We start from the raw sequence: 24691 nt of genomic DNA, 5'->3' as shown, positions 1-24691 counted from the left end.
ATGACCCTGACAAGCCTCAAGGGCCGGCATGCCCTGGTGACCGGTGGTGGTCGTGGGATCGGCCGCGCCATCGCGGCATCGCTCGTGAAAGCCGGTGCATCCGTCACCATCGTCGGGCGCTCTCCCGCATCGCTCGAACAGGCGATGGTGGAGGGCGATGCCCATGCCGCCGCCATCGCGGACGTCACCGATGCGCCTGCGGTGCAGCGCGCGGTGCGCGAGGCGGTCGATCGCTACGGTCCCGTGGACCTGATGGTCGCCAACGCGGGCGCGGCCGCGTCGGGGCCCTTCATGAAATCGGGTCCTGACGTTTTCCGGCAGATGCTGGACGTGAACCTGCTCGGCGTCACCAACGTGACGCAGGCGGTGCTGGGTTCCATGACGGAGCGCGGCTTCGGGCGCATCGTCGCCGTGGCCTCCACGGCGGGGCTCAAGGGCTATCCCTATGTGAGCGCCTATTGCGCCGCCAAGCACGCGGTCATCGGCTTCGTCCGCGCGCTCGCGCTCGAGACGGCGAGGACCGGTGTCACGGTCAACGCGGTCTGCCCCGGATTCACCGATACCGATCTCGTGGCCGAGAGCCTCGATCGGATCATGGCGAAAACCAACAGAACCCGCGACGAAGCGCTCGGCGAACTCGTGAAACACAATCCCCAGGGGCGGCTGATCGATCCTTCCGAAATTGCCGATGCCGTGCTCTGGTTATGCGGCGAGGGAGCGCGCTCCGTGACGGGACAGGCCATCGTGGTGGCCGGTGGAGAACTCTGACGATGGACGATCAAGCCATTCCCCTCGACGCCGAGACCAAGGCCGTCGAGATGCCCGACGATCATCGCGAGGAACTGCGCCTGTGGCTGCGGCTTCTCACCTGCTCCACGCTGATCGAGGGCGAAGTGCGCCGCCGCCTGCGCGAGCGCTTCGACGTGACGCTGCCCCGCTTCGACCTGATGGCGCAGCTCGACAAGGCGCCCGACGGCATGATGCTGTCCGATCTGTCGAAGCGGATGATGGTGTCGAATGGCAATCTCACGGGCCTCGTCGACCGGCTCGTCGCCTCGGGCCATGTGGTGCGAACCGTATCGCCCATGGACCGGCGCGCCATGGTGATCACCCTGACCGAGGAAGGCCGCGCCGAGTTCAGGACGATGGCGGGCGAGCACGAGCATTGGATCGCCGATCTCTTCGGCGATCTCAACGCCCGGGACCGCAACGACCTCATGCGGCTCCTCGCCAAAACGAAGCTGTCCGCAAGGCGCGCCATCATGGGAGACGACCAGTGACGCAATTCGCCAACTCCGTCACGCTGCCGCTGTCGGGCTACGAGCCGCGCCACTTCCTGCTCGCGGTTGACGGACCCGTCGCGACGGTCACGCTCAACCGGCCGGAGAAGAAGAATCCGCTCACCTTCGAAAGCTATCGCGAGCTGACGGATTTCTTCCATGCCTGCGCCAAGGACGAAGACATCAAGGCGATCGTCGTCACGGGAGCAGGCGGCAATTTCTCGTCCGGCGGCGACGTGTTCGAGATCATCGGCCCGCTCGTCGAGATGGACACCAAGGGCCTCACGGCGTTCACGCGCATGACGGGCGAGTTGGTGAAGGCCATGCGCGCCGCGCCGCAGCCGATCATCGCGGCCGTCGACGGAATCTGCGCGGGCGCCGGCGCCATCGTGGCCATGGCGTCGGATCTGCGTCTCGCGGCGGCGGGCGCCAAGGTGGCGTTCCTGTTCAACAAGGTCGGGCTCGCCGGCTGCGACATGGGCGCCTGCGCCATCCTCCCGCGCATCATCGGCCAGGGGCGTGCGTCGGAACTGCTCTACACGGGCCGCTTCATGAGCGCCGAGGAGGGCGAGCGCTGGGGCTTCTTCAGCCGTCTCGTCGAGGCTTCCGAATTGATGGTCGAGGCCGGCAAACTCGCCCGCGCCATCGGCACCGGTCCGACCTATGCCAACACCATGACGAAGCGCATGCTCGCCATGGAATGGGCCATGTCGGTGGAGGAGGCCATCGAGGCGGAAGCGGTCGCGCAGGCCCTGTGCATGACCACGGAAGATTTCGCCCGCGCCTACCGCGCCTTCGCGGCGAAAGAGAAGCCTGTTTTCCGGGGAGATTGACGTGATCGATGCGAGCTTTCTCTCCTGGCCGTTCTTCGAGGATCGACACCGGCAATTCGCCGCAGACCTGAACGCCTGGGCGAGCCGGGAAGTCGAGCTGCTCGTCGATCATCACGACGTCGACGCTTCCTGCCGCCGTCTCGTGCGGCGCCTGGGCGAGGGCGGCTGGCTCAAGGCAGTGGTGCCGCAGGCCTATGGCGGTCTCACTCCTGCTTTCGATGTCCGCACCCTGTGCCTGGCGCGGGAAACCCTTGCCGCTCACGAAGGCTTGGCGGATTTCGCCTTCGCCATGCAGGGACTCGGCACGGGGCCGATCACCCTGTTCGGCACCGACGCGCTCAAGGAGCAATACCTGCCGCCCGTGGCCCGGGGTGATGCCATCGCGGCCTTCGCGCTGTCCGAGCCTGAGGCGGGATCCGATGTCGCCGCCATGAGCACGATAGCGATCCCGGATGGACCTGACCATGTGCGACTCGACGGCCTGAAGACCTGGATCTCCAACGGCGGAATCGCGGATCATTACGTGGTCTTTGCCCGTTCGGGCGAGGCACCCGGCGCCAAGGGCCTGTCCGCCTACGTGGTCGATGCGCAGACGCCCGGCCTGAGCATCGAGAACCGCATCGACGTCATCGCGCCGCATCCGCTCGCGACGCTGCGGTTCGAAGGCTGCCGCGTGCCGCTGGCGAAGCGCATCGGCGGTCCGGGCGAGGGGTTCAAGGTCGCCATGGCGACGCTGGACGTCTTCCGCTCCACGGTCGGTGCGGCAGCGCTCGGGCTGGCGCGCCGCGCCCTGGCCGAGACCTTGCAGCATGCGTCGTCGCGCAAGCTCTTCGGAGCGCCGCTCGGCGATCTGCAGATGACGCAAGCCGCTTTGGCCGACATGGCGACGGGCGTGGACAGCGCTGCCCTTCTCGTTTTTCGCGCCGCCTGGACCAAGGACCAGGGAGCGCCGCGCGTGACGCGCGAGGCCGCCATGGCGAAGATGTACGCGACGGAAACGGCGCAGAGCGTCATCGACAAGGCGGTGCAGATCTTCGGCGGTCTCGGCGTGACCAAAGGCGTGAAGGTCGAGGAGCTCTATCGGGAGATCCGCGCCCTGCGCATTTACGAGGGCGCCACCGAAGTCCAGAAAATCGTGATCGCGCGCGAGCTCCTGAAGATGCTGGAGGCGCAGCGCGCCCGGGATCTCGCCGCGTCCGATCGATAAGGGAGGAAGAATGATGACGGCCGCACTGGAAGGCACTCCCATGCCTGACATCGACGAGGGACCCGAGGTCCTGAACCCCAAGCATTGGCGGGCGCCGAAGGGCTATGCCAACGGCATGATGGGCGAGGGGAGGGTTTTGGTGACCGGTGGCATCGTCGGCTGGGACGAGAAGGAAGTCTTCGCCGACGGGTTCGTCGCGCAGGCCCGCCAGATCTTCGAGAATATCCGGGCCATTCTGGCCGTGGGAGGAGCCGAGCCCCGGCATCTCGTGCGCCTGACCTGGTACGTTGTCGACATCGACGAATACCTTACTCACCTGCGCGAGCTGGGCCGGGCCTATCGGGACGTGTTCGGCGCGCATTACCCTGCCATGGCGCTCGTTCAGGTCGTCAGGCTCGTGGAGAAGGCGGCCCGGATCGAGATCGAGGCAACGGCCATCGTACCGAGCAAGCGTTAGAGCATTTTTCGGTGAAGTGGATCCGATTCACCGTCAAAAATGCAGCTAGGCAAAGAGAAGAGCTGATTACACGTGAGGGGAAGCAGCTCAAGTGCTCGCCGCCACGAGGAAGGTAAGTTTTCTTGAAGGTTCAGGGAGGCCTGCGACGACTTTGCAAGTGTTGCAGGAATGCCTATGTCTTTGACAACTTCGCGAATGCCTATTAAAACGCCAGCATCGATCTAGTATTACATTGCTGATTTGCGGTGAATGACGCCTGGAATCAGGTTCACCGCAGGTCTTCTATGCTGGACTCCAAAACCGAAAGATCCGCCGTTCCTTCGTCGAGCGAGTTCGCCGACGACGCCGAGATGTTCGAGCTGGCTCCCGTATCCCTCTGGCTCGAGGATTACAGCGAGCTCAAGGAGCTGTTCGCGCAATGGCGCGAGGCCGGAGTGACGTCGCTGCGTGACTACCTCCTGGAGGATACGGCGCGCGTTGCGACCTGTTCGAGTCTGATCCGCGTCATCAAGGTCAATCGCAAGACGCTCAGCCTGTTCGAAGCCGAAGACCTGTCGCAGCTGGTGGGCAATCTCGACCGGATCTTCCGCAATGACATGCTGAAGACTCACATCGAAGAACTCGTGCAGCTTTGGGACGGCCACACGGAATTCTTCGGCAATACCGTGAACTACACCCTGTCGGGCAAGCGGCTCGACATCCAGCTCAAGGGCAGCGTGCTGCCGGGCCATGACGCGCGGTGGGATCGGGTTCTGATCGCCATCGAAGACGTGACCGAGCGCGAGACCGCGCGCCGGCAGCTCGCCGCCAGCGAGAGCTACGCGCGGGGCCTGTTCGAGCATTCGCCCGTATCGCTCTGGGTGGAGGATTTCAGCAGCGTCAAGCATCTCCTCGACGACGTGCGTCGGCAGGGGATCACTGATTTTCGCGTATTCACCGATGTGCATCCGGAATTCGTCACGCGGTGCATGAGCGAGATCCGCGTGATCGACGTCAACCGGCATACGCTCGAGCTGTTTTCGGCACCCGACAAGCAGACCCTGCTGATGCGTCTGGGCGACGTGTTCCGTGACGAAATGCGGGAGCATTTCAGGGAGCAGCTGATCGACCTCTGGAATGGCAAGATTTTCCAGCAGCGCGAGGTGGTCAATTATTCCCTGGCCGGCGACGAGCTGCATCTTCACCTGCAATTCTCCGTGCTGCCGGGCTACGAGAAGGACTGGTCGCTGGTTCAGGTGGCGCTGACCGACATCACGGCCCGCAAGCGCGCCGAGGCTTATCTGGAATATCTCGGCAAGCACGACGTCCTGACCAAGCTCTACAACCGCTCCTTCTACGTCGACGAGCTCAATCGCCTCGAGCGCAAGGGGCCGTTCCCGGTGTCCGTGGTCATCATCGATCTCAACGGCCTGAAGGCTGCGAACGACCAGCTCGGCCATGCGGCCGGCGATGCGCTGCTGCGCCGTGCCGGCGAGGTCTTGAACAAGGCGGTCGACAGGCCCTCCTGCGCCGCGCGCATCGGCGGCGACGAGTTCGCCCTCCTGATGCCCGGCACGGATGAACGGGATGCCAAGGTCGTGGTGGAAGCCATCGAGACCCTGCTCGAAGTGAACAATCAGTTCTACACCGGCCTGCCTCTCCGCTTCGCCATGGGCACCGCGACGAGCCAGCCGGGCGAGCGGCTGGAGGCCGTCGTAAAGCGCGCCGACCTGCTGATGTACGAGGCCAAGCGCGCCTATTACGCGGCGGTTGCAGGGTAGCGCTCCGCTGTCATCCCCGGCGGCCGCAGGCCGGGAAGGGGATCCAGGCTGGGAGCGTGCGGGTGGTTTCCCTTCCCCTCCGCTGCGCTTCGGCCGGGAATGACACCCGCCATGTCATGGCCCCCCGGACTTGATCCGGGGACCCGTGCCGGCCATCCCGATACGGCGAAGCACCGCGCTCATCAGAAGCGAGATCACCGGCACGAGGCCGGTGATGACGAGCGGGGATAACGAATTCTCACAACCCGATCTCGACGATCTCGGCCGTTGTCTGCCCGACGGGCACTACGTCGCCGATTTCCTTGCCCATGAGGGCCTGCGCGAGGGGAGACACGTAGGACAGGCTTCCCTTGGCCGGGTCGGCCTCGTCCTCGCCGACGATCCGGTAGGTCTGGCGGCGGCCGTCCTCGCGCTCGAACGTGACGCGGGCGCCGAAGCGGACGTGGGCCGCATCCGTGGGAGGAGGCACCACCTCGGAGGAGGCGCGGCGGGCGGACCAGTAACGCAGGTCACGGGTGATGCGCGCGACTTCGGCTTTGTCGTCGGCGGTTTGAGCCTCGGCGAGACGTTTCTGCAGGGCCGCGATTTCCGCGTCCATCTGGGCGAGCCCCGAGGGCGTCACGAGATGGTGCGGACTGATCATCCGGTCGGGGAGGTCCTCGAAGGCTTCTCCACCCTCGGTCTCACGAACAAAGGCACGGCTCATTACGTCTCCTCCGCTCTTTGGAAGGAAACGGTTCGAGGCTCGCTAAGGTTTCCGGGACTAACCTTTATTGCTTGGCTTGCCTCAAGCGCCCGACGATCCCGCCCGGGAAGGCATAGACGCTAATGATGAACAGCGCGCCGAGCCACAAGAGCCACCGGTCGGGGTGGATCAGGTTGGGCAGGAGCGGGAGTCCCGCCAATGCCGCGCTGCCCGCGCCCATCAGCACCTGCAGATAGCTCTGGGCCAGGACGAAGAGCGCCGCTCCGATCACGGCGCCGTACATGGTGCCCATGCCGCCGATCACGACCATGAGCAGGATGTCGATCATGATCGAGAAGGACAGGGTGGTGTCGGGACCGTTATAGCGCAGCCACAGGGCCATGAGCGCGCCCGCGATCGTGGCGGCGAGCGCCGAGATGACCGAGGCGGCCGTGCGGTAGGCTACGACCCGGTACCCGAGAGCCTCGGCGCGGAACTCGTTCTCGCGGATCGCCTGCAGCACGCGCCCGAAGGGCGAGTTCACGATGCGCAGGAGAACGAGGAAAATGACCAGGGAGACGAAGAACACGAGGTAATAGGCGAGGAGCCTCCCGTTGACCGCGGTGCCGAAGACGGGCTCCGACAGGAGCCGGAAGGCCGGGCGCAGAGCCTGCGGCAGCTGGAACGACAATCCGTCCTCGCCGCCCGTCACGTCGGAGAGCTGCGAGGCGAGAACAGCGGCCGCCGAGGCGACCGCCAGCGTGATCATCGAGAAGAAGATGGCACGCACGCGCAGCGACAGGAGACCGATGGCGATGGCGAGCAGCGCGGACAGGGCGAGCGCCGCGATGAGACCGATGGCCGCCGAACCCCAGGTCGGGCCGAGGCGCTCCAGCGCGATGGCGATGCCGTAGCCGCCAATGCCGAAAAACATGGTGTGGGCGAAGGACACGATGCCGGAATAGCCGAGCAGCAGGTCGTAGCTTGCGACCAGCACGATGAAGACGCAGATCTTCGCCGCCGTGCCGACCGGCTGGCTGCCGGAGAACAGGAACGGCGTCGCGGCGAGCAGCAGCAGGATGGCGAGGAGGAGGGCGCTCAGCACCTTCGAGCGTGGCCTATCGGAGGACAGGAGCGCGCTCAAGGGGCCGCCGCGCCGGCGCGTTTCGTCGAAGGGAAGGGCACGGGCGGAGGTGGGAGATGCGTTCATCGGCGGGCCACCGGAAACAGGCCCTGCGGACGCCAGATCAGCACGAGAGCCATGACGAGGATGTTGGAGATCAGGGCGAGCTTGGGTTCGATAAAGCCGACATAGTTGGCGACGAGCGCCACCAGGATCGAGCCGACGAAGCAGCCGCCGACGGAGCCGAGGCCGCCGATGATGATGACGATGAAGACGAGCACCATCACCTCCATGCCCATGCCGGCCGTGAGGGTCTGGCGGTAGAATGCCCACATGACGCCGCCGAGCCCGGCGAGCGCCGAGCCGGCGATGAACACGCTCACGAAGAGGCGGCGGATGCGGTAGCCGAGCGCCTCGACCATCTCGGGGTTCTCGACGCCCGCCCGGATCAGCAGCCCGATGCGGGTGCGGTTGAGGAGGAGCTGCATGCCGATGAAGACCGCGAGCCCGATCACGACCGCCACGACCCGGTAGCGCTCCATGACGATGTCGCCGAGCACGAAAGCGCCGCGCAGCGATTGCGGCAGCGGGATCGGGATGGGCGAGGCGCCCCAGATGGCGTGGATGAGCTGCTCGGTCACGATCAGCCCGCCCATGGTGACGAGGATCTGCTTCAGGTGGCTGCCATAGACCGGGCGCACGATCACGCGCTCGAAGACGGCACCGGCCACTCCCGTCACGGCCATGGCGGCGAGGATGCACAGGAGCAGCAGGGCGAGGTTCAGCCCGACGGAATCCGCCGTCGCCCAGCCGGCCAGCGGCCCGAGCACGAGGAGGGTCGCGTAGGCGCCAAGCGAGATGAACACGCCGTGGCCGAAATTGATGATGTCCATCAGGCCGAAGACCAGGGTCAGCCCCGAGGCCATGAGGAAGATCATCATGCCCATGGCGAGCCCCGCCACGGTGAGCGTCACCCAGGTCGAGGGGCTGCCGACGAAGGGGAGCGCCAGGAGCGCCAGCGCCGGGATCAGGAGGAGCGGGAGCCAATCGGACTTGGCGCGCGGCAGCTCGGCCGGGGCGGCGGCGTCAGTGGTCAGGTCGCTCATTGATGCGCATCCAGGGAAAGGCCGAGCAGGCGCTGCTGCAGGGCCGTGTCGGCGACGAGATCGCTCATGGCGCCGGCATGCACGATGCGCCCGTCATCCATGACGACCACGTTGTCGCCGAGCGCCGAGGCGGCATAGAAGTTCTGCTCCACCAGCAGGATCGTCTCGCCCGAGGCCTTCAGGGCCTTGAAGGCCTCGATCATGGAGCGCACCATCACGGGCGCGAGACCCTTGGTCGGCTCGTCGATGAGGAGCAGGCGGCGCGGCTCCGCGATGGCGCGGGCGATGGCGAGCATCTGCTTCTGCCCGCCGGAGAGATTGCCCGCCGGCAGGTTCCAGAACCGCTTGAGGGCGGGAAACAGGCCGAGGATCCAGTCGAGCCGCGTCTTGTCGAGCGGCCCGCTGCGGGCGGCGAGCACGATGTTCTCGCGCACGGTCAGGTCGGTGAAGATGCCCATGGATTCCGGAACGTAGGCGATCCCTGCGTGCGCGATGTCCGGCGTGGCGCTCGCGGTGATGTCGCGGCCGTCGAACCGGATGCGGCCGGACGAAGCCTGCCACAGGCCCATGATCGTGCGCAGGGTCGTGGTCTTGCCCGCGCCGTTGCGGCCCAAAAGCATCGTCAGTTCACCGGTCGGCACCGAGAAGTCGACGCCGTGCAGGATGTGATAGGGACCGATATGCGTGTGCACGTCGCTCAACAGGAGGAGGGGCTCAGGCACGGGCGACCTCCACGCCGAGATAGGCTTCTTGGACCACCGGCGAGGCGATGACCTCGGCGGGTTCGCCGTCGGCGACGAGCGTGCCGTTGTGCAGCACGATGATGCGGTCGGAGAGCGAGCGCACCACGTCCATCTTGTGCTCCACGAGAAGTACCGTCGCGTCGCCGCGCTGCTTGATGTCGTGGATGAGTTCGAGCACGGTCGGCACCTCGTCGACGCTCATGCCGGCGGTCGGTTCGTCGAACATGAAGACCTTCGGCTCCATGGCGATCAGGAGCGCCACTTCGAGCTTGCGCTGGTCGCCATGCGACAGCGCCTTCGGGGCGATGTGGCGCTTGTCCGCCAGCCGCACCCTTTCCAGGATGCTCTCGGCCTTTTCGATCAGGTCGCGGCGCGCGTTCCACACCCTGAACAGGGACCAGCCCGCCTCGGCGCGGCTCTGCACGGCGAGGCGCACGTTCTCGAGAGCGGTCAACTGCGGAAAAAGATTGGTGAGCTGGAACGCGCGGCCGAGGCCGCGCTTCGCCCGCGCGGAGGCGGGCAGCGACGTGACGTCCTCACCCTCGACGACGACCTGGCCCGAGGTGGCGCGCAGCTGCCCGGAGATGAGGTTGAAATAGGTGGTCTTGCCGGCGCCGTTCGGGCCGACGATGGCCGTCAGCGTGCCGGGCGTGAACCGGCACGAGACGTCGTTGACGGCCACATGGCCGCCGAAACGAATGGTAAGCCCGCGCGTTTCGAGCGCGGGCGTCTTTGCTGTCGATAGGATCACGAGGGCTCAGCGCTTGTTGCGGACCGGGATCGGCATCTTGTCGGCCGGGATGGTGGCCACGAGGTCGAGCAGGTCGTTGGCGTCCTTGCCGTTGGCCTTGACCTTGAAGTGATACATCTCCTGCAGGGCCTGATGATCCTCCTTGCGGAAGGTCATGGGGCCCTTCGGCGTCTCGAAGGTCATGCCTTCCATGGCCGTGATCAGCTTCTCGGTGTCGGTGCCGCCCGCCTTCTGAATGGCCGTGACGGCCGCCGAGGCGGCGGCGAAACCGCCAGCGGTGAAGAAGTCCGGCGGCGCGTTGTAGCGCTTCTGATGCTCGGCCACGAGCCAGTCGTTCATCGCGTTCTTCGGGAAGGCGTAGTAGTAATACACCGCGCCTTCCATGCCGGGATAGTTCTTGTAGATCTGCATGGCCGGCAGGATGTTGCCGCCGGGCGCGATCTCGATGCCGAAGCGCTCGGGCTTCAGGTCCGCGATCTTCGGCAGCGGGTGCTGCCCGGCCCAGATGATATTGATGATCTTCTTGCCGGGCTTGTCCTTGAGCGCGTCGAAGATGCGCTGGGCGGACGCCGTGAAGTCGGTGGCGTTCTGCGGCGCGTATTCCTCGAACACCACCTTCGCGTTCGGACGGATCTCGGCGAGCGCGTTCTTCAGGGCCGCCACGCCGTCCTTGCCGAAGGCGTAATCCTGCGCGAGCGTCGCGATGGACACCTCGCCGCTCGCCGGTACGGCGGCTGCGGCGCCATAGGCATCCTGGGTCGAGTTGCGCGCGGTGCGGAAGATGAAGCGGTTCCACTTCTCGCCCGTGATCGCGTCGGCCACGGCGGGCTCCACGATCAGCACCTTGCCGTTTTCTTCCGCCACTGGCAGCATGGCGAGAGCCGCGGCGGACGACGTGGTGCCGATTGCGAGATCCACGTTGTCGTCGTTGTAGGCCTGCTCCAGCAGGGTCTTGGCGAGGTCGGCCTTGAGCTGGTCGTCCTTCACGATCACGTTGATCTTGCGGCCGTCGACGGCCATCGTGCCCTTCGTGAGATATTCCAGGCCCATCATGAAGCCGGCTTCGGTCTGCTTGGCGTAAGCTTCGAGCGGTCCGGTCTTGCCGGCGATCAGCGCGATCTTGATGTCCTGGGCGAAAGCCGCCGAGGCAAAGAGAATGCCTGCCGCTGCGGCAGCGATGGTGAACTTCAGGCGCATCGAACTCCCCCTGTTATATGAGGTCATTGATGGCTTCGCAGTGCAGCATGTCAAGTTCGACTCTCGGACCATCCGCAGGGAAGATGACATGATGTAACTGCGTCGACTCAGGCCTCCGGCAGAACGGGCGTCTCGATGTCCTTGGCTTCGCGGCCGCGCCGGGCGGCCTCGCGCTCGAGAAGGATCAAAGCCACCCCGGCGGCGCAGATGACGGCGGCGCCGACCAGCGTCCAGAAGCCGACCACGTCGCCGAAGAACAGGTAGCCGAGGACGATAGCCCACACGATCAGCGTGTATTGATAGGGTGCGACGACGGAGGCCGGGGCGATCTTCAGCGAGCGGTTGACGCAGACATGGGCCGCCATGGACACGATGCCGAGGAGGAACAGGCCCGCCAGGTCGAGCGGTCCCGGCGTCACCCAGGCGAGCGGGGCCGCGACGAGGCCGAAGATCAGCGCGCCGAGGATCTGGCCGAAGACGAGCGTCGCATCGTCGGTGTCCCGCAGCTTGCGTGTGGTGATCATCAGGAGCGAGTAGAACAGGCTTCCCGCGAGCGCGATGAGAGCCGGCAGGGACAGGGTGGCTGGTGACGGGCGCAGGGCGATGAGGACGCCCACGAAGCCGACCGCGATCGCCAGGATGCGCGGCTTGTCGATCCTCTCGCCGAGCCAGAATGCCGCGAAGGCGGCCACATAGATGGGCCCCGCCAGGTAATAGGTCATCACGTCGGCGAGCGGCAGATAGGTGACGGCCCAGTAGAAGCAGGCGACTTCGAGGGTCGAAAGCGTGATGCGAACCGCATGAAGGCCCGGTTGCGGCGGAATGGCGAAGGGCACCTTCCTCTGGCGCATGATGGGCAGAAGAACCATCAGGGCCGCGATGCTACGCAGAAGCAGAACCTGACCGACCGAATAGGTGGCGACGAGCCACTTGCCCATGACGTCGTTCATGGCGAACATGAACACGCCCAGCAGCATCAGGCCGATGCCGACGAGGGTGCCTGAACGGACGATTTGCGTGGGGGACGAACCGGGGCGACTCATGGGGCGCATACATGAGCGATGCGCAGGCAATGCACAAGCATTGTCGGACACGACCTTAGTCAGGGGAGCCTGCGGAGCATGTTCACGGCGTGAGCGGGACGCGCCGGCCCGCGACGAACGAGGCTTGCCCCCTTTCACGACATGGCCGGCACAAGACCGGCGATGACGTGGGGGACTTGGCAGCCAGAATGTCGGCAATGACACCGGGCGGGCGCCAGCCCTAAAACGTCTTCGCCCCGTTCACCGGCAGCATGATCGCGTAGAGGGATGTGGTGGCGCAGATGTAGAGGCGGTTCCGCTTCGGTCCGCCGAACACCACATTCGCCACGGTCTCGGGCACCAGGATCTTGCCGATCAGGGTGCCGTCGGGATCGTAGCAATGGACGCCGTCGCCGGCGCTGGTCCAGATGTGTCCCGCATGGTCCAGCCGGAAACCGTCGAACAGGCCCGCCGTGCAGGTAGCGAAGACCTTGCCGTTCGAGAGGTCACCCTCGGCGCTGACGTCGAAGACGCGGATATGGCGCGGACCGTCCTTGACGTGGGTCGCGCCGGTATCGGCCACATAGAGCCGTGACTCGTCGGGCGAGAAGGCGATCCCGTTCGGGCGGACGAAATCGTCGCCGACGATGCGGACATCTCCCGTCCGCGGATCGACACGATAGACATGGCAGGCGCCGATCTCGCTCTCCGCCTTGTGCCCCTCGTAGTCGGAATCGATGCCGTAGGCCGGGTCCGTGAACCAGATCGAGCCGTCGGACTTCACCACCACGTCGTTGGGAGAGTTGAGGCGCTTGCCCTGATGATGGCTCGCCAGCACGGTGATGGAGCCGTCATGCTCGGTGCGCGTCACGCGCCGGTTTCCGTGTTCGCAGGTGACGAGGCGCCCCTCGCGGTCGACGGTGTTGCCGTTGGAATACCCGGCCGGATGGCGAAAGACGCTCACGGCGCCGGAGGTCTCGTCGAACCGCATCATGCGGTCGTTGGGAATGTCGCTCCAGACGACGTAGCGGCCCGCCGGAAAATAGGCCGGCCCCTCCGACCAGCGGCAGCCCTCGTAGAGCTTCTCCAGACGGGCCGATCCCTTGAACAGGTGCTGGAAGCGATCATCGAGAACAACGGCGACATCTCTGAACATGGGAGCCCGATATCCTGTCAGTGAGCCATCAAAACGGGAACGGTCGTGTTGCTGAGGATATGGCTGGTCGCGCCGCCGAAGAACATCTGCCTCAGGCGGCTCTGGGTATAGGCCCCCTTCACGAGAAGATCGCAGCCGATGGCGGCGGCTTCGGACAGGATGACTTCTCCGGGCTTGTTCGAGGGGTCGGGCACCGTCATCGCCTCGGCCGGCATGTCGTGCATTCGCAGGTGCCTTGCGAGTTCCGCGCCCGATGGGCCGGGCACGCCCCAATCCTCGAGTTCGAGAACGACGATGCGCCGAGCCTTCTTGAGCAGGGGCATCGCGCCCAGGACCACGCGGGCGGTCTCGGTGCTGCGATTCCAGGCGATCACGACCGTCTCGGCGAAGGTGCGGGGCGCTTGAGGCGGTGCGATGAGGACGGGGCGGCCGGTCTCGAACAGGGCCGCCTCCACGGTGGAGAGGCGGGTCTGGCCGTTCGACCCGTCCGGCCGTCCGACCACGATGACATCGAACACCCGGCCATAGGCGCCGAGGAACGCGTCCTCCGTCAGCCCGTCCTGCCGCCAACCGAAGCCCAGGCCTGGCAAGCCGGCGGAAGCACGCTCGATCTGCTGCACGGTCATGAAGGCTTCGAACCGCTCGCGGCAGGCGCGGGCCATTTCGAGGCGGTTCTCCGGGGTGATGGGAGAGGGAACGCCGATGGCGATGTCCACCGGCAGGACGACCGGGTAATCGGGGGTGATGGCGATCCCCTCGATGTAGCTGTCGAATATACGGCCGACCTGCAGGGCGGTCCGCAGCTGGGGCTCGACGATTCCGTGGTCTTCGATCGGGACGAGAATGCTCTTCATGAGGATTATTGTCGCGCTTAAACCCACGCTCGGCAAGACCATCCGAAAGTTCACCATGGGCTGTGGATGGCTTTGGGTTTGACATCCGATTGTCGTCGGCTCCAGCTTGAATGCCCCGCCTTACCAAGGAGTCCCACGAGATGCGTAAGTTCGCGACCATCGGCGCAGCCACTCTCCTCGCGCTGTCCATCCCCATGACCGCCCATGCGTTCGATCAGGGCAACACGAGCCGGATCAAGACATTGGTCGATACGGGCATGCAGTATTACTGGTCCGGCGGGGACGTGAAGAAGGCCGAGGCCGAGATCTTCAAGGGCATCACCCTGCACGGGCGCTACGACGTGGTGGAGAAGGCGTTCGCGGAGGCTTCGACCCTTGCGCCCGAGCGCCTCGATTTCCGCTTCGCCGTCGCCTCGTCCCAGATCCTGCAGAAGAACCTTTCCGGCGCGCGCGCGACCTATCAGGACATTCTCGCCAAGAATCCGGCCTCCTTCGATGCGCAGGCCTGGCTCGCGGCGCTCGCCCGGATCGAGGGCCAGGCCGACGAGGCGGCCCTGACGGATCAGGCTCTCGCGGCTCTGGATCGAGAGCGGGCGGAGGCCTATCGCCAGCGCTTCGCCCGCGCCGAGGCCATCATGGCCGAGCGTCCGAACATGGACGTGCCGACCGTCCCGGGCCGCGTGATGATCGTCACGCTCGGTTATGCGCTGGCCAAGGACGGCACGGCGGAAAAGCCGCTCCTCGACCGCCTGGACGTGGCGCTGAAGGCCGCGAACGCCAACCCGACGGCCCGCGTCATGGTCACCGGAGGCCAGCCCCAGGCCGGCCTCACGGAGGGCGACGTCATGACCAAATGGCTTGTGGAGAAGGGTGTCGACCGCGACCGCATCCTGATCGAGGACAAGTCGAAGGATACGGTCGGCAACGTGCTCAATGTCGCCAACCTGCTGAAGCGCCACACGGCCGATGCGGTCATCCTGGTGACGAGCTCCAGCCACATGCGCCGCGCCCGCACCCTGCTCGAGGACGCCTTCCGGCAATACGGCATCAGCGCGCCGATCCTGCCCGTCGTGGCCCTCGATGCGCCGTCGGTCGAGGAGGCGGCGAAAGTCTCCAAGGACGAGAGGATGGTGATCTACCGCGATCTCATGCGCGTCTCGGGGCTGTGGGCCTATCCGGGCATCCAGCAATAGCCGGACCGGTCACTCGATCTTGAAGTCTCCTGGCTTCCAGGAGACTTTCGGGTATTGCGGGTCCATCTCCTCCAGGGTCGCCTTGACGATGGAGGCGATGGCCGCGTTGCGGACCCATTTCCGGTCGGCGGGAATTACGTGCCAGGGCGCCCATTTGGTCGAACAGCGATTGAGCATGATCTCGTAGGCCTCCTGGTACTCGTCCCAGCGCTGCCGATCCTCCAGGTCGCTCGGGTTGAACTTCCAGTGCTTCGTCGGATCGTCCAGGCGCTCCTGCAACCGCTCCTTCTGCTCGTCCTTCGAGATGTGCAGCATGAACTTGAGAATGGTCGTGCCGTTCTCCGCGAGCATCTTCTCGAACGCGTTGATCTGTTCGTAGCGCTGCTCGATGACCTTGTCCGGCGCAAGCTTCCGGACTCGGCCGATCAGGACGTCCTCGTAATGCGAGCGGTTGAAGATGCCGATGGTGCCTCTTCTTGGGACGGCCTCATGGACGCGCCAGAGATAGTCGTGCTCCAGTTCGTCCCGTGTGGGCGGGCCGAAGGCATGGACCGAGACGCCCAATGGCCCGGTCGCATTGAACACGCCGCGGATCGTGCCGTCCTTGCCTGACGTATCCATGCCCTGAAGGATCACGAGCAGGGACCGCGTTCCCTCCGCGTAGAGCCGATCCTGAAGGATGTCGATGTCCTTCGCGAGAGCCGCCGTCGCGACCTTCGTCTCCTCCTCGTCCTTGAAGAGCGATTTGTCCCGCGGGTTCCAGTCCTTCAACCGGACCTTCCCGTCGGGTTCGACCCGAAGCTTGTTCAACAAGGTCCGTTCCTGATCCGCCATGCCCGTTCCTCCACGTCTCCAGGACGATAGGGCACGGCGGCCGGAAAGGAAGGTTGGGATCGCGGCCGGCGGGCTCTTTACGGACGTTGTGGCAGTGCCTACCAATGCTCTGCCAACCGACATGGGAGAGGCTGCCACGATGCTTTCACTCTACTATTATCCCGGCAATGCCAGCCTTCTGCCGCACATGATGCTGCGGGAAATCGGGGCGGAGTTCGAGCTGCGGCTCGTGGATCGCGGGCAGAACGCCCAGAAAAGCGCCGAATATCTCAAGCTCAATCCCAGCGGGCGCATTCCGGTTCTCATCGACGGCGACCTGGTCCTGTTCGAGACGGCCGCCATTGCCCTCCATCTCGCAGACAAGTTCCCGGAGGCGGGCCTTGCCCCGGCCGTCGGAACCGCCGAGCGGGCCACGTTCTACAAGTGGATGTTCCACCTCTCGAATACGCCCCAGGCGGAATATCGTGCGTGGTTCTATCCACACGAGCACGTCGTCGACGAGGCCGCGACACTGACCGTCAAGCAGGCCGCTGGAGAGCGCCTCAACCGCATGTTCGACGTGATCTCCGGGCAGCTCGGCGACAAGACATGGTTCCTCGGCGAGCGCTTCTCCGCGGCCGATCTCTTCCTGTTCATGCTGATCCGCTGGGGCCGGGGCATGCCGCGCCCGCCGCGCAGCCTTCCGAACCTCAACGCCCTGGCCGAGCGGGTGCTGGCACGGCCTGCCGTTCAGAAGGCGCTCGAGGTCGAAGGGATCAAGGCTCCGGTCTTCTGAGCCCTATGCCTTGCGTGCTGTCCGCTTCGATGCGCGGCGTTCGGGCAGCACCTGATCGACCTTGCGCATCTCCGCCCAAGGGTCTCGTTTCAAGGAAGCGAGACGCTCGCTCAGGTTCCTGACGGTGAACCCGTTGGGCTTGAGATCGGGCGACAGTTCTTCCCACCCGATGGGCGTGGCCACGGGAGCGCCGGGCCGCGAGCGGGTCGAGTAGGGGGCAACCGCCGAAGCCTCGCGGTTGTTGCGCAGGTAATCGATGAAGATGCGGCCCTCGCGCTCCTGCTTGACGGAGGTTGTCGTATAGCGATCCGGCTCGTCAGCCGCCATCGCCTCAGCGATGTCCCGCGTGAACGCGAGAGCGTCGTTCCATGGCGCTTTCGGTTCGACCGGCACGACCACATGCAGGCCCTTGCCGCCTGTCGTCTTCACGAAGCTTTCCAGCCCAAGGGCCTTCAGACGTTCGCGGACGGCCACCGCACCCTCGACGACCCGCGGCCATCCCACACCTTCCCCCGGGTCGAAATCGAAGATGAGCCGGTCGGGACGTTCCAGGTCGCTCAGGGTCGCGCCCCAGACATGCATTTCCAGCACGCCGGACTGGACGAGGGCCAGCACGCCCTGAATGTCGCGAACCGTCAGGACTTCCGATTGGCTCTTCCCGTCCGGCACCATGTCCCGATGGATGAAGGGACTCATGCCCGCCCAGGAATGGCGCTGGACGAAGCATTTCCTGTCCGTCCCGCCGGGACAGCGGATGAGCGTGAGCGGCCTGTCGATCAGGTGCGGCAGCAGCCAGTCCCGGATGCCGAGATAGAACTCGGCCAATTCCTGCTTGGTAAGCCCCTGATCCTCCCACAGGACGCGGTCCGGGTGGGTGATGGGAACGCCAGCCACTTCGATCTCGCTCGCTGTCGCGGCCTTGCCCGTCGAGGACACCTGCTTCGCGGGCTTGTCCGACTTGGCCGATAGCGCCTTCTTCGCCGGAGCCTTTTTCTTAGCCGGGCTCGCCGCCCCGCGTCCCGGCGCGATCTCCTCCAGCGAGCGGCCCGTCTTCACCGACAGAGGCGCTTCGTCCAGAATGTCGGGGTCGTCCTCGGCACGGGCATAGTTATCCTCGGCCTTGATCAGAAGCCAGGATTCCTGCTTCTCGCGCGGACGCTTCGCCATACGGACGAGATGCCATGTCCCGTGCAGCTTCTCGCCGTCGAGACGGAAAGTGAGGCGGCCCTTCTCGTAGCCTTCCTGCGCATCGCCTTCCGGCTCCCAGGTGCCGCGATCCCACAGCAGAACGGTGCCGCCGCCATATTGGCCTTCAGGGATCGTGCCTTCGAAGTCGCCGTAATCGAGCGGGTGATCCTCCACATGGACCGCGAGCCGCTTCTCGCCTTTCACGAGGCTCGGCCCCTTGGCGACCGCCCAGCTCTTGAGCACGCCGTCGAGTTCGAGGCGGAAATCGTAATGCAGGCGTGAGGCGTCGTGCTTCTGGACGACGAAGGAGGCTCCGCGACGGCGGGAAGCTTTGCCCGCCGGCTCGGAGGTTTTCGTGAAGTCGCGCTTGGCGCGATAGGTTGCGAGCTTTGCCATGGCGCGGAGTCAAATCCGCGCCATGGGGTCTGGTTCCAGCCTCAGGAGGCCAGAGGCTGGGTTGCCGCTTCGGCGTTGCCGCGCTCGGTCAGGAAGGCGGCCGCGATCAGGTCGCGGGTGTAATCCTCCTCCGGCCTGTCGAAGATCTCCTCGGCCGTGCCGCGCTCCACCACCTTGCCGCTCTTCATGACCATGATCTCGTCCGAGAGGGCCCGCACGACCGCGAGGTCGTGGCTGATGAAAACATAGGCGAGGCCATGGGCCTTCTGCAGGCCGCGCAGCAGCTCGACGATTTCCTTCTGGACGGAGCGGTCCAGCGCCGAGGTCGGTTCGTCGAGCACCACCAGCTTCGGATGCAGGATCATCGCGCGGGCGATGGCGATGCGCTGACGCTGGCCGCCGGAGAACTCGTGCGGGAAGCGGTTGCGCCAGGCCGGATCGAGCTGCACCTCCTCGAAGGCCTGGGCGGCGCGCCGGTCGCGATCCTTGCGGGAGATGCTGGGTTCGTGCACGAGCAGGCCCTCCGTCACGATCTCGCCCGCCGTCATGCGCGGCGAGAGGGACCCGAAGGGGTCTTGGAAGACGAGCTGGAGATGGCGCCGCAGGGGCCTCATGCCGCCCCGGTCGAGAGGCATCAGGTTGCGGTCCTCGAAGCGGACGAGCCCGGAGGCGGGGAGCAGGCGCAGGATGGCGCGGCCGAGGGTCGACTTGCCCGAGCCGGATTCCCCCACCACGCCCACCGTCTCGCCGGCGCGAACCCGCAGGCTCACATCGTCGACGGCGCGGAGCACGTGGGTCGCCTTGCCGAAGAAGCTTTTCTCCAGCGTGAACTGAACCGCCATGTTCCTTGCATCGAGCACGACGGGAGCCGTGGACGCGACCGGTTCCTTGCGACCGGTCGGCTCGGCATCGATGAGCATCTGCGTGTAGGGGTGCTTCGGGGCCGCGAAGATGGTGTCGGTGTCGCCGCTTTCGACCACCTCGCCGCGCTTCATCACATAGGTGCGGTCGGCGAAGCGCCGCACCACGCCGAGATCGTGGGTGATGAACACGATCGACATGCCGAGCCGCTTCTGCAGGTCCGCGAGAAGCTCCAGGATGCGGGCTTGGACGGTCACGTCGAGAGCCGTCGTCGGCTCGTCGGCGATCAGCACGTCCGGATTGTTGGCGAGCGCCATGGCGATCATGACGCGCTGCCGCTGGCCGCCCGACATCTCGTGCGGATAGGCATCGATGCGCCGCGCCGGATCCGGGATGCGGACGAGCTCCAGAAGCTCGATGGCGCGCTTGCGGGCCTCGGCCTTGCTCAGGCCGCCATGGGTGGTGAGCGGGAGGGCCAGCTGATCGCCGATCCGGTAAAGCGGATCGAGGGAGGTCATCGGCTCCTGGAAGATCATGGTGAGCTTGGAGCCGCGGTAATTGTTGAGCCTGCCGGGAGACAGGCCCACCAGCTCCTCGCCGCGATACTTGACCGAGCCTTCGGCCCAGCCGTTCGAGGCCAGAAGCCCCATGACGGACATCATGGTCTGGCTCTTGCCCGAGCCGGACTCGCCCACGATGGCGACGGTTTCGCCCGGGTTGATGTCGAGGTCGATGCCCTTCACCGCATGAAGGATGCCGTCCCCGGTGCGGAAACGGACGTGAAGGTTGCGGACGGAAAGTACGGGTTCAGCCATCTCAGCGATCCTTCGGGTCGAGAGCATCGCGCAAGCCGTCGCCGATGAAGTTCAGGCAGAAGAGGATCGCGACAAGCGTGATGGAGGGATAGAGCAGCATCCAGGTGGCGCCCTGGATGTTCTTGGCGCCTTCCGAGATCAGGACGCCCAGGCTGGTATTGGGCTCCTGGACGCCGAGGCCGAGGAAGGAGAGGAAGCTCTCGAGCAGGATCACCTTCGGCACGAGAAGCGTCATGTAGACGACCACCGGGCCCAGCGTATTCGGGATCACGTGGCGGCGGATGATTCCCTTGGTTTCGACGCCCAGGGCCTCGGCGGCCTGCACGTATTCCTGCCGCTTGATGGAAAGGGTCTGGCCCCGAACGATACGGGCCATGTCGAGCCATTCGACGGCGCCGACCGCGATGAACATCAGCACGAAGTTGCGGCCGAAGAACACGACCAGCATGATCACGAAGAAGATGAAGGGCAGCGAGTAGAGAACGTCGACGATGCGCATCATCACGAGATCGACCCGTCCGCCGAGATAACCGGAGGTCGCGCCGTAGATCACCCCGATGAGGATCGCCACGAAGGTGGCGAGCAGGCCGATGGCGAGGGAAACCTGGCCCGCCTTCATGGTGCGGGTGAGGAGATCGCGCCCGTTGGTGTCGGTGCCGAAGAAGAAGTACTGCCGCTTCAGGGGCACGTCGACGACGAGGCGCTGCCCCTCTTGCTGCTTGTCCACGATGCGGGCCGGGCCGAACAGGTCCGAGCGCTCGAAATAGGCGAGGAGCCGCTCGTCGATCGGCCGGTTGCTCGAACTCACCAGCGTCATGTGGACGACATCGTTGTCGATGGCGATGTTCTCGGCCTTGGCGCGGACCCGGGCGCCGATGCGCTCGATGTTGGGCTCGATCTGGTCGGCCTTCGGATAGGCCTCGAGGCTCGCCGGTACCTTCACGTAATCGGGATAGACCCGGTCGAAGGGGTGGCCGGTGAAGAACGGCCCGAAGATGCAGGCGAGCGCGATCAGGCTCAGCACGATGATGCTGGTCAGCGCGGCGCGGTTGCGGATGAGACGTCCACGGGCCTCGGCCCAGAGGGATCGTCCGGCGATGGGGCCCGTCATGGTCTCGACGGGAAGAACGGCGCCTTCAGCCATGGGAGTCTCACTCGTAGCGAATGCGCGGATCGATAAGGGCGTAGAGGATATCGACCACGAGGTTGAAGAGCAGAACGAAGACGGCAACCACCACGACCGTGCCCATGACGAGCGTGTAGTCGCGGTTGAGCGCGCCTTCGACGAAGTAGCGTCCGATGCCCGGCAGACCGAAGATCGTCTCCACCACCACGGAGCCGGTGAGCAGGGCCGCCGCCGCCGGGCCGAGATAGGACACCACCGGCAGGGCGGCGCCCCGCAGGGCGTGGGCCACGATCACCCGCGTGGGCAGGCCCAGCGAGCGCAGGGTGCGGATGTGGTTGGAGCGCAGGTTCTCGATCATGGCCGCGCGGGTCATGCGCGCCACCACGGCGATCTGCGGCAGGGACAGGACCAGCACGGGCAGGATCAGGTTTCGGATATTCCCGTTGGCCCAGCCGGCGACCGGAAGCCATGCCAGCGCCAGGCCGAAGACGATCTGGAAGATCGGCGCCACCACGAAGTTCGGGATGGTCAGGCCCAGGGCGCCCATGCCGGTGACGAGGTAATCGATGATGCTGTTCTGGCGCAGGGCCGCGATGGACCCGAGGGTGCCGCCGACGAGGATGGCGAAGGACAGGGCCAAGGCGCCGAGCGTCATCGAAATCGGCAAGCCGCGCGCGAAGAGCTCTCCCACGGAGAAGTCGCGCAGGATGAAGGAGGGACCGAAATCGCCCCGCACGACGGCGCCCAGATAGAGCAGGTATTGCTCATAGAGCGGCTTGTCGAGCTGATAGATCCTGTTGAGGTTTTCCATCACCTTGGCCTCGAGGGGCCGCTCCAGATCGAACGGCCCGCCCGGTGCAAGCCGGATCAGGAAGAACGAAATGGTGATGATGATGAAAAGGGTGGGGATGGCCGAAAGGAAACGGCGAAAGATGAAGGAGAGCACGGAAAGCTCCTCCCGCTGATACAGCATAACAGTAAAAGAATAGGGCGGTCTGTCCCGCAGACCGCCCCCTCTAACAGATTTATTTTTACTGTGTCTTCGACAGGAAGCGCGACGGATAGACGCCGCGGGTGTTCTGAACGAAGCCCTTGATCTTCGGCGAGATCAGGTTGCTCTTGCCGTAGTACATGATCGGGATCCAGGGCATGTCCCGCATGAGGATCGCCTCGGCCTTCTTCATCATCTCGGCGCGCTTGGTCAGATCCAGCTCCTTGGCGGCGTCGTCGAGCAGCTTGTCGAACTCCGGATTGTTGTACTTGCCGTAGTTGAAGCCCTTGTTGTCGCTCTTGAGCAGGAACAGGAAGTTGTTCGGATCCGAGTAGTCGGCGATCCAGCCGTAGCGGGCCACGTCGAAGTCGCCGCCGTCACGCAGGTGGGCGAAGTGGGTCTTGCCGTCCGTGTTGATGAAGGAGGTCTCGATGCCGGCCTGCTTCCACTGCTCGGAAATGGCGATGACCGTGTTCCGGTTGTTGTCCGTGGTGTTGTAGCGGATCTCGACCTTCAGCGGCTTGCCGGGGCCGAAGCCAGCTTCCGTGAGGAGCTTCTTGGCGGCGTCCTCGCGGTCGATCGGGGACTGGTCCTTGTAGCTCATGTAGGCCGGTTCGCCGTAATTGCCCACGCCTGGAGGCATGAACGAGTAGCCCGGCTGCATGGTCTGGCCCCAGATCTGGTCCGCGACGAATTCACGGTCGATCAGCATGGAGAGAGCTTGGCGCACCTTCACGTCGTTGAACGGAGCCTTGGAGGAGTTCACGACGAAGAACCACGTGCCGAGATACGGACCGAGCTTGACCTGGTCCTTGAAGCGCTCCTTGAGCGACTTCATCTGGTCGGCCGGAACGTCGTCGGTGGTGTCGAGCTCACCGGCCTCGTAACGGCGCACCATGGCGGCGAAATCGGGGGTCGGGAAGTAGTTGACCGTATCGATCTGGACGTTCTTGGCGTCGTAGTAGTTCTCGTTCTTCACGAGCTTGATGTGGGAGTTCGGCACGAACTCGGCCAGCTTGTAGGCGCCGTTCGTCACCATGTTGCCCGGCTTCACGAAGTCCTTGCCGAACTTCTCGACCGAGGCCCTGTGCACGGGAAGGCTGGTCTGGTGGGTCAGCAGCTCGATGAAGTAGGGGGTCGCGGCCTCGAGAGTGATCTCGACGGTCTTGGGGTCGACCGCCTTCACGCCCAGCTCTTCGGGTTTGCCCTGGCCCTTGTTGATCTTCTCGGCGTTCTTGATGGGATAAAGGATGTTGGCGTATTTCGCGCCGGTCGCCGGATCCATGATGCGGCGGTAGGAATAAACGAAGTCCTCGGACGTGACCGGGTCGCCGTTCGACCACTTCAGGCCATCACGGAGCGTAAAGCGATAGGTCTTGCCGTCGTCGCTGATTTCCCACTTCGCGGCCTGGCCAGGAACGGCTTCGCCCTTGGCGTTGTAGGTCACGAGGCCTTCGAGCATGTCGCGCAGGATGTGGGATTCCTGGACGGTCGAGGTCTTGTGGGTGTCGAGCGTCTCCGGCTCGCCGGAATTGGCGCGGTTATAGACGACTTCCGCCGACGCGGCGCCCATGAGGGCAGCCGTGGCGACGGCGGCCAGAGCCGTACGTTTGATCCATGTTGACATTGGTCGGGTTCCCTTCCTGGTTTATTTCAGGGTTTTGAATGTTTCGGTCACAGCCGATTAGGGCAGCAACCTTGCCCTATTTGTTGATCAATCAACTGTTTATGTCCAGTACTATCCCTCAAAGTCGAGAAAAAGCAAGAATAGTAAAGATTTAGCAGTCTGAAGCGGGCTCAGGCCCCGGTGTCGAACACCAGTCCTGCCGCCTCGATGCCCCCGGCGGCGGCGATCTCGTCGTTGTCCGAGGTATCGCCCGAGGCGCCCACCGCGCCGAGAACCCGGCCCTGAGCGTCCTTGATCAGGACTCCACCCGGAACCGGCACGAGCTGGCCGCCGACCGCATGGGTGGCGGAGGCAATGAAATAGGGGCGGTCGGTCGCCATCTTGTGCAGGGCGCGGGAGCCGACGCCCAGGGACAGCGCCCCATAAGCCTTGCCCATGGCGATCTCGGCCCGCTTCAGGCTGGTCCCGTCTTCCGACAGGAGCGCCTTGAGGGCGCCGCGAGCGTCGTAGACGACGACGGAGAGCGGCTTGAACGCCTTTTCCCGGGCGGTCTTGAGAGTGGCGGTGGCGATTTTCTGGGCTGCGTCCAGGGTGAGTTCGGTCATGTGGTTTCTCCAATGGCTGTCGTTGTCGGTGGCGGACCCGCAGGTCTACGGCATCGGACCCATGTCCGATGCCCTTGGTTTCCGGCGTCTCGCATCTTTCCACGCA

Annotated in this window: 23 protein-coding genes and 2 pseudogenes; 8 read left to right on the top strand and 17 right to left on the bottom strand. The window is 65.0% G+C overall.

The features are described from left to right. From U0023_RS01035 to U0023_RS01010, 6 genes are all read left to right on the top strand, one after another. Positions 1-768 (top strand): SDR family NAD(P)-dependent oxidoreductase, encoded by a 768-nt coding sequence (locus tag U0023_RS01035; RefSeq protein WP_009764223.1) that lies wholly within the window; start codon positions 1-3, stop codon positions 766-768. Between the two features lie 2 nt (positions 769-770). Beyond that, positions 771-1280: a MarR family winged helix-turn-helix transcriptional regulator gene (locus U0023_RS01030; protein WP_009764224.1), complete on the top strand. Its 510-nt coding sequence runs from the start codon at positions 771-773 to the stop codon at positions 1278-1280. Then, positions 1277-2113, top strand: a complete 837-nt coding sequence (locus U0023_RS01025) for an enoyl-CoA hydratase family protein (RefSeq protein WP_009764225.1) — start codon at positions 1277-1279, stop codon at positions 2111-2113. The genes U0023_RS01030 and U0023_RS01025 overlap by 4 nt, the downstream gene beginning before the upstream one ends. Position 2114: 1 nt before the next feature. Further along, entirely contained in the window at positions 2115-3320 is a 1206-nt protein-coding gene (locus U0023_RS01020) for an acyl-CoA dehydrogenase family protein (protein ID WP_009764226.1), read from the top strand. A 13-nt stretch (positions 3321-3333) separates the two neighbouring features. Beyond that, positions 3334-3777, top strand: coding sequence for a RidA family protein (locus U0023_RS01015; protein WP_009764227.1), 444 nt, complete (start codon positions 3334-3336; stop codon positions 3775-3777). A gap of 284 nt (positions 3778-4061) precedes the next feature. Continuing rightward, on the top strand, positions 4062-5537 hold the full coding sequence (locus U0023_RS01010) for a sensor domain-containing diguanylate cyclase (RefSeq protein WP_009764228.1): 1476 nt from the start codon (positions 4062-4064) through the stop codon (positions 5535-5537). 238 nt (positions 5538-5775) lie between these two features. Here U0023_RS01010 and greA read toward each other — a convergent pair whose 3' ends face one another. From greA to U0023_RS00965, 9 genes are all read right to left on the bottom strand, one after another. After that, the gene (gene greA / locus U0023_RS01005) at positions 5776-6243 is read right to left on the bottom strand and encodes a transcription elongation factor GreA (protein ID WP_009764229.1); all 468 of its coding nucleotides are present in this window, start codon (positions 6241-6243) and stop codon (positions 5776-5778) included. 64 nt (positions 6244-6307) lie between these two features. Next, entirely contained in the window at positions 6308-7432 is a 1125-nt protein-coding gene (locus tag U0023_RS01000; protein ID WP_009764230.1) for a branched-chain amino acid ABC transporter permease, read from the bottom strand. Beyond that, positions 7429-8451, bottom strand: a complete 1023-nt coding sequence (locus U0023_RS00995; protein WP_009764231.1) for a branched-chain amino acid ABC transporter permease — start codon at positions 8449-8451, stop codon at positions 7429-7431. Before U0023_RS00995 ends, U0023_RS01000 begins: the two co-directional genes overlap by 4 nt. Beyond that, positions 8448-9173: an ABC transporter ATP-binding protein gene (locus U0023_RS00990; RefSeq protein WP_009764232.1), complete on the bottom strand. Its 726-nt coding sequence runs from the start codon at positions 9171-9173 to the stop codon at positions 8448-8450. Before U0023_RS00990 ends, U0023_RS00995 begins: the two co-directional genes overlap by 4 nt. Next, entirely contained in the window at positions 9166-9945 is a 780-nt protein-coding gene (locus tag U0023_RS00985) for an ABC transporter ATP-binding protein (RefSeq protein WP_009764233.1), read from the bottom strand. Before U0023_RS00985 ends, U0023_RS00990 begins: the two co-directional genes overlap by 8 nt. Positions 9946-9951: 6 nt before the next feature. After that, complete coding sequence (locus U0023_RS00980) at positions 9952-11142, bottom strand: substrate-binding domain-containing protein (RefSeq protein ID WP_009764234.1); 1191 nt, start codon at positions 11140-11142, stop codon at positions 9952-9954. Between the two features lie 107 nt (positions 11143-11249). Continuing rightward, positions 11250-12185: a DMT family transporter gene (locus U0023_RS00975; RefSeq protein WP_009764235.1), complete on the bottom strand. Its 936-nt coding sequence runs from the start codon at positions 12183-12185 to the stop codon at positions 11250-11252. Between the two features lie 220 nt (positions 12186-12405). After that, the gene (locus U0023_RS00970; protein WP_009764236.1) at positions 12406-13320 is read right to left on the bottom strand and encodes an SMP-30/gluconolactonase/LRE family protein; all 915 of its coding nucleotides are present in this window, start codon (positions 13318-13320) and stop codon (positions 12406-12408) included. A gap of 17 nt (positions 13321-13337) precedes the next feature. Further along, the gene (locus U0023_RS00965) at positions 13338-14174 is read right to left on the bottom strand and encodes a universal stress protein (protein WP_040638758.1); all 837 of its coding nucleotides are present in this window, start codon (positions 14172-14174) and stop codon (positions 13338-13340) included. A 140-nt stretch (positions 14175-14314) separates the two neighbouring features. On the opposite strand from U0023_RS00965, the gene U0023_RS00960 reads away from it, so the two are divergent. Further along, on the top strand, positions 14315-15367 hold the full coding sequence (locus U0023_RS00960; protein ID WP_009764238.1) for a YdcF family protein: 1053 nt from the start codon (positions 14315-14317) through the stop codon (positions 15365-15367). A 9-nt stretch (positions 15368-15376) separates the two neighbouring features. Here the strand turns inward: U0023_RS00960 and U0023_RS00955 are convergent, their stop codons facing one another. Beyond that, entirely contained in the window at positions 15377-16201 is an 825-nt protein-coding gene (locus U0023_RS00955) for a polyphosphate kinase 2 family protein (protein WP_009764239.1), read from the bottom strand. Between the two features lie 139 nt (positions 16202-16340). On the opposite strand from U0023_RS00955, the gene U0023_RS00950 reads away from it, so the two are divergent. Next, complete coding sequence (locus tag U0023_RS00950; protein ID WP_009764240.1) at positions 16341-16976, top strand: glutathione S-transferase family protein; 636 nt, start codon at positions 16341-16343, stop codon at positions 16974-16976. 3 nt (positions 16977-16979) lie between these two features. On the opposite strand, the pseudogene ligD reads toward U0023_RS00950, so the two are convergent. The 7 genes and pseudogenes from ligD to U0023_RS00920 form a co-directional block, all read right to left on the bottom strand. After that, positions 16980-17849 (bottom strand): annotated as a pseudogene (ligD, locus tag U0023_RS35480) (non-homologous end-joining DNA ligase); the annotation flags it as partial. A 75-nt stretch (positions 17850-17924) separates the two neighbouring features. Then, a pseudogene (locus U0023_RS35475) lies at positions 17925-18560 on the bottom strand (DNA polymerase ligase N-terminal domain-containing protein); the annotation flags it as partial. Between the two features lie 41 nt (positions 18561-18601). Continuing rightward, positions 18602-20236: an ABC transporter ATP-binding protein gene (locus tag U0023_RS00940; protein WP_009764242.1), complete on the bottom strand. Its 1635-nt coding sequence runs from the start codon at positions 20234-20236 to the stop codon at positions 18602-18604. 1 nt (position 20237) lies between these two features. Next, a complete protein-coding gene (locus tag U0023_RS00935; protein WP_009764243.1) occupies positions 20238-21380 on the bottom strand; it encodes an ABC transporter permease subunit in 1143 nt (380 codons plus the stop codon). A 7-nt stretch (positions 21381-21387) separates the two neighbouring features. Beyond that, positions 21388-22335: an ABC transporter permease subunit gene (locus U0023_RS00930; RefSeq protein WP_407667364.1), complete on the bottom strand. Its 948-nt coding sequence runs from the start codon at positions 22333-22335 to the stop codon at positions 21388-21390. 58 nt (positions 22336-22393) lie between these two features. Further along, complete coding sequence (locus U0023_RS00925) at positions 22394-23980, bottom strand: peptide ABC transporter substrate-binding protein (protein WP_009764245.1); 1587 nt, start codon at positions 23978-23980, stop codon at positions 22394-22396. A gap of 170 nt (positions 23981-24150) precedes the next feature. Further along, positions 24151-24585, bottom strand: coding sequence for a GlcG/HbpS family heme-binding protein (locus U0023_RS00920; RefSeq protein ID WP_009764246.1), 435 nt, complete (start codon positions 24583-24585; stop codon positions 24151-24153). Positions 24586-24691: the final 106 nt, after the last annotated feature.

The organism is Microvirga lotononidis (assembly GCF_034627025.1).
Classification (GTDB): Bacteria; Pseudomonadota; Alphaproteobacteria; order Rhizobiales; family Beijerinckiaceae; genus Microvirga; species Microvirga lotononidis.
Note: the sequence above shows the minus strand (reverse complement) of the source record. Positions and strands in the feature narration are given on the sequence as shown.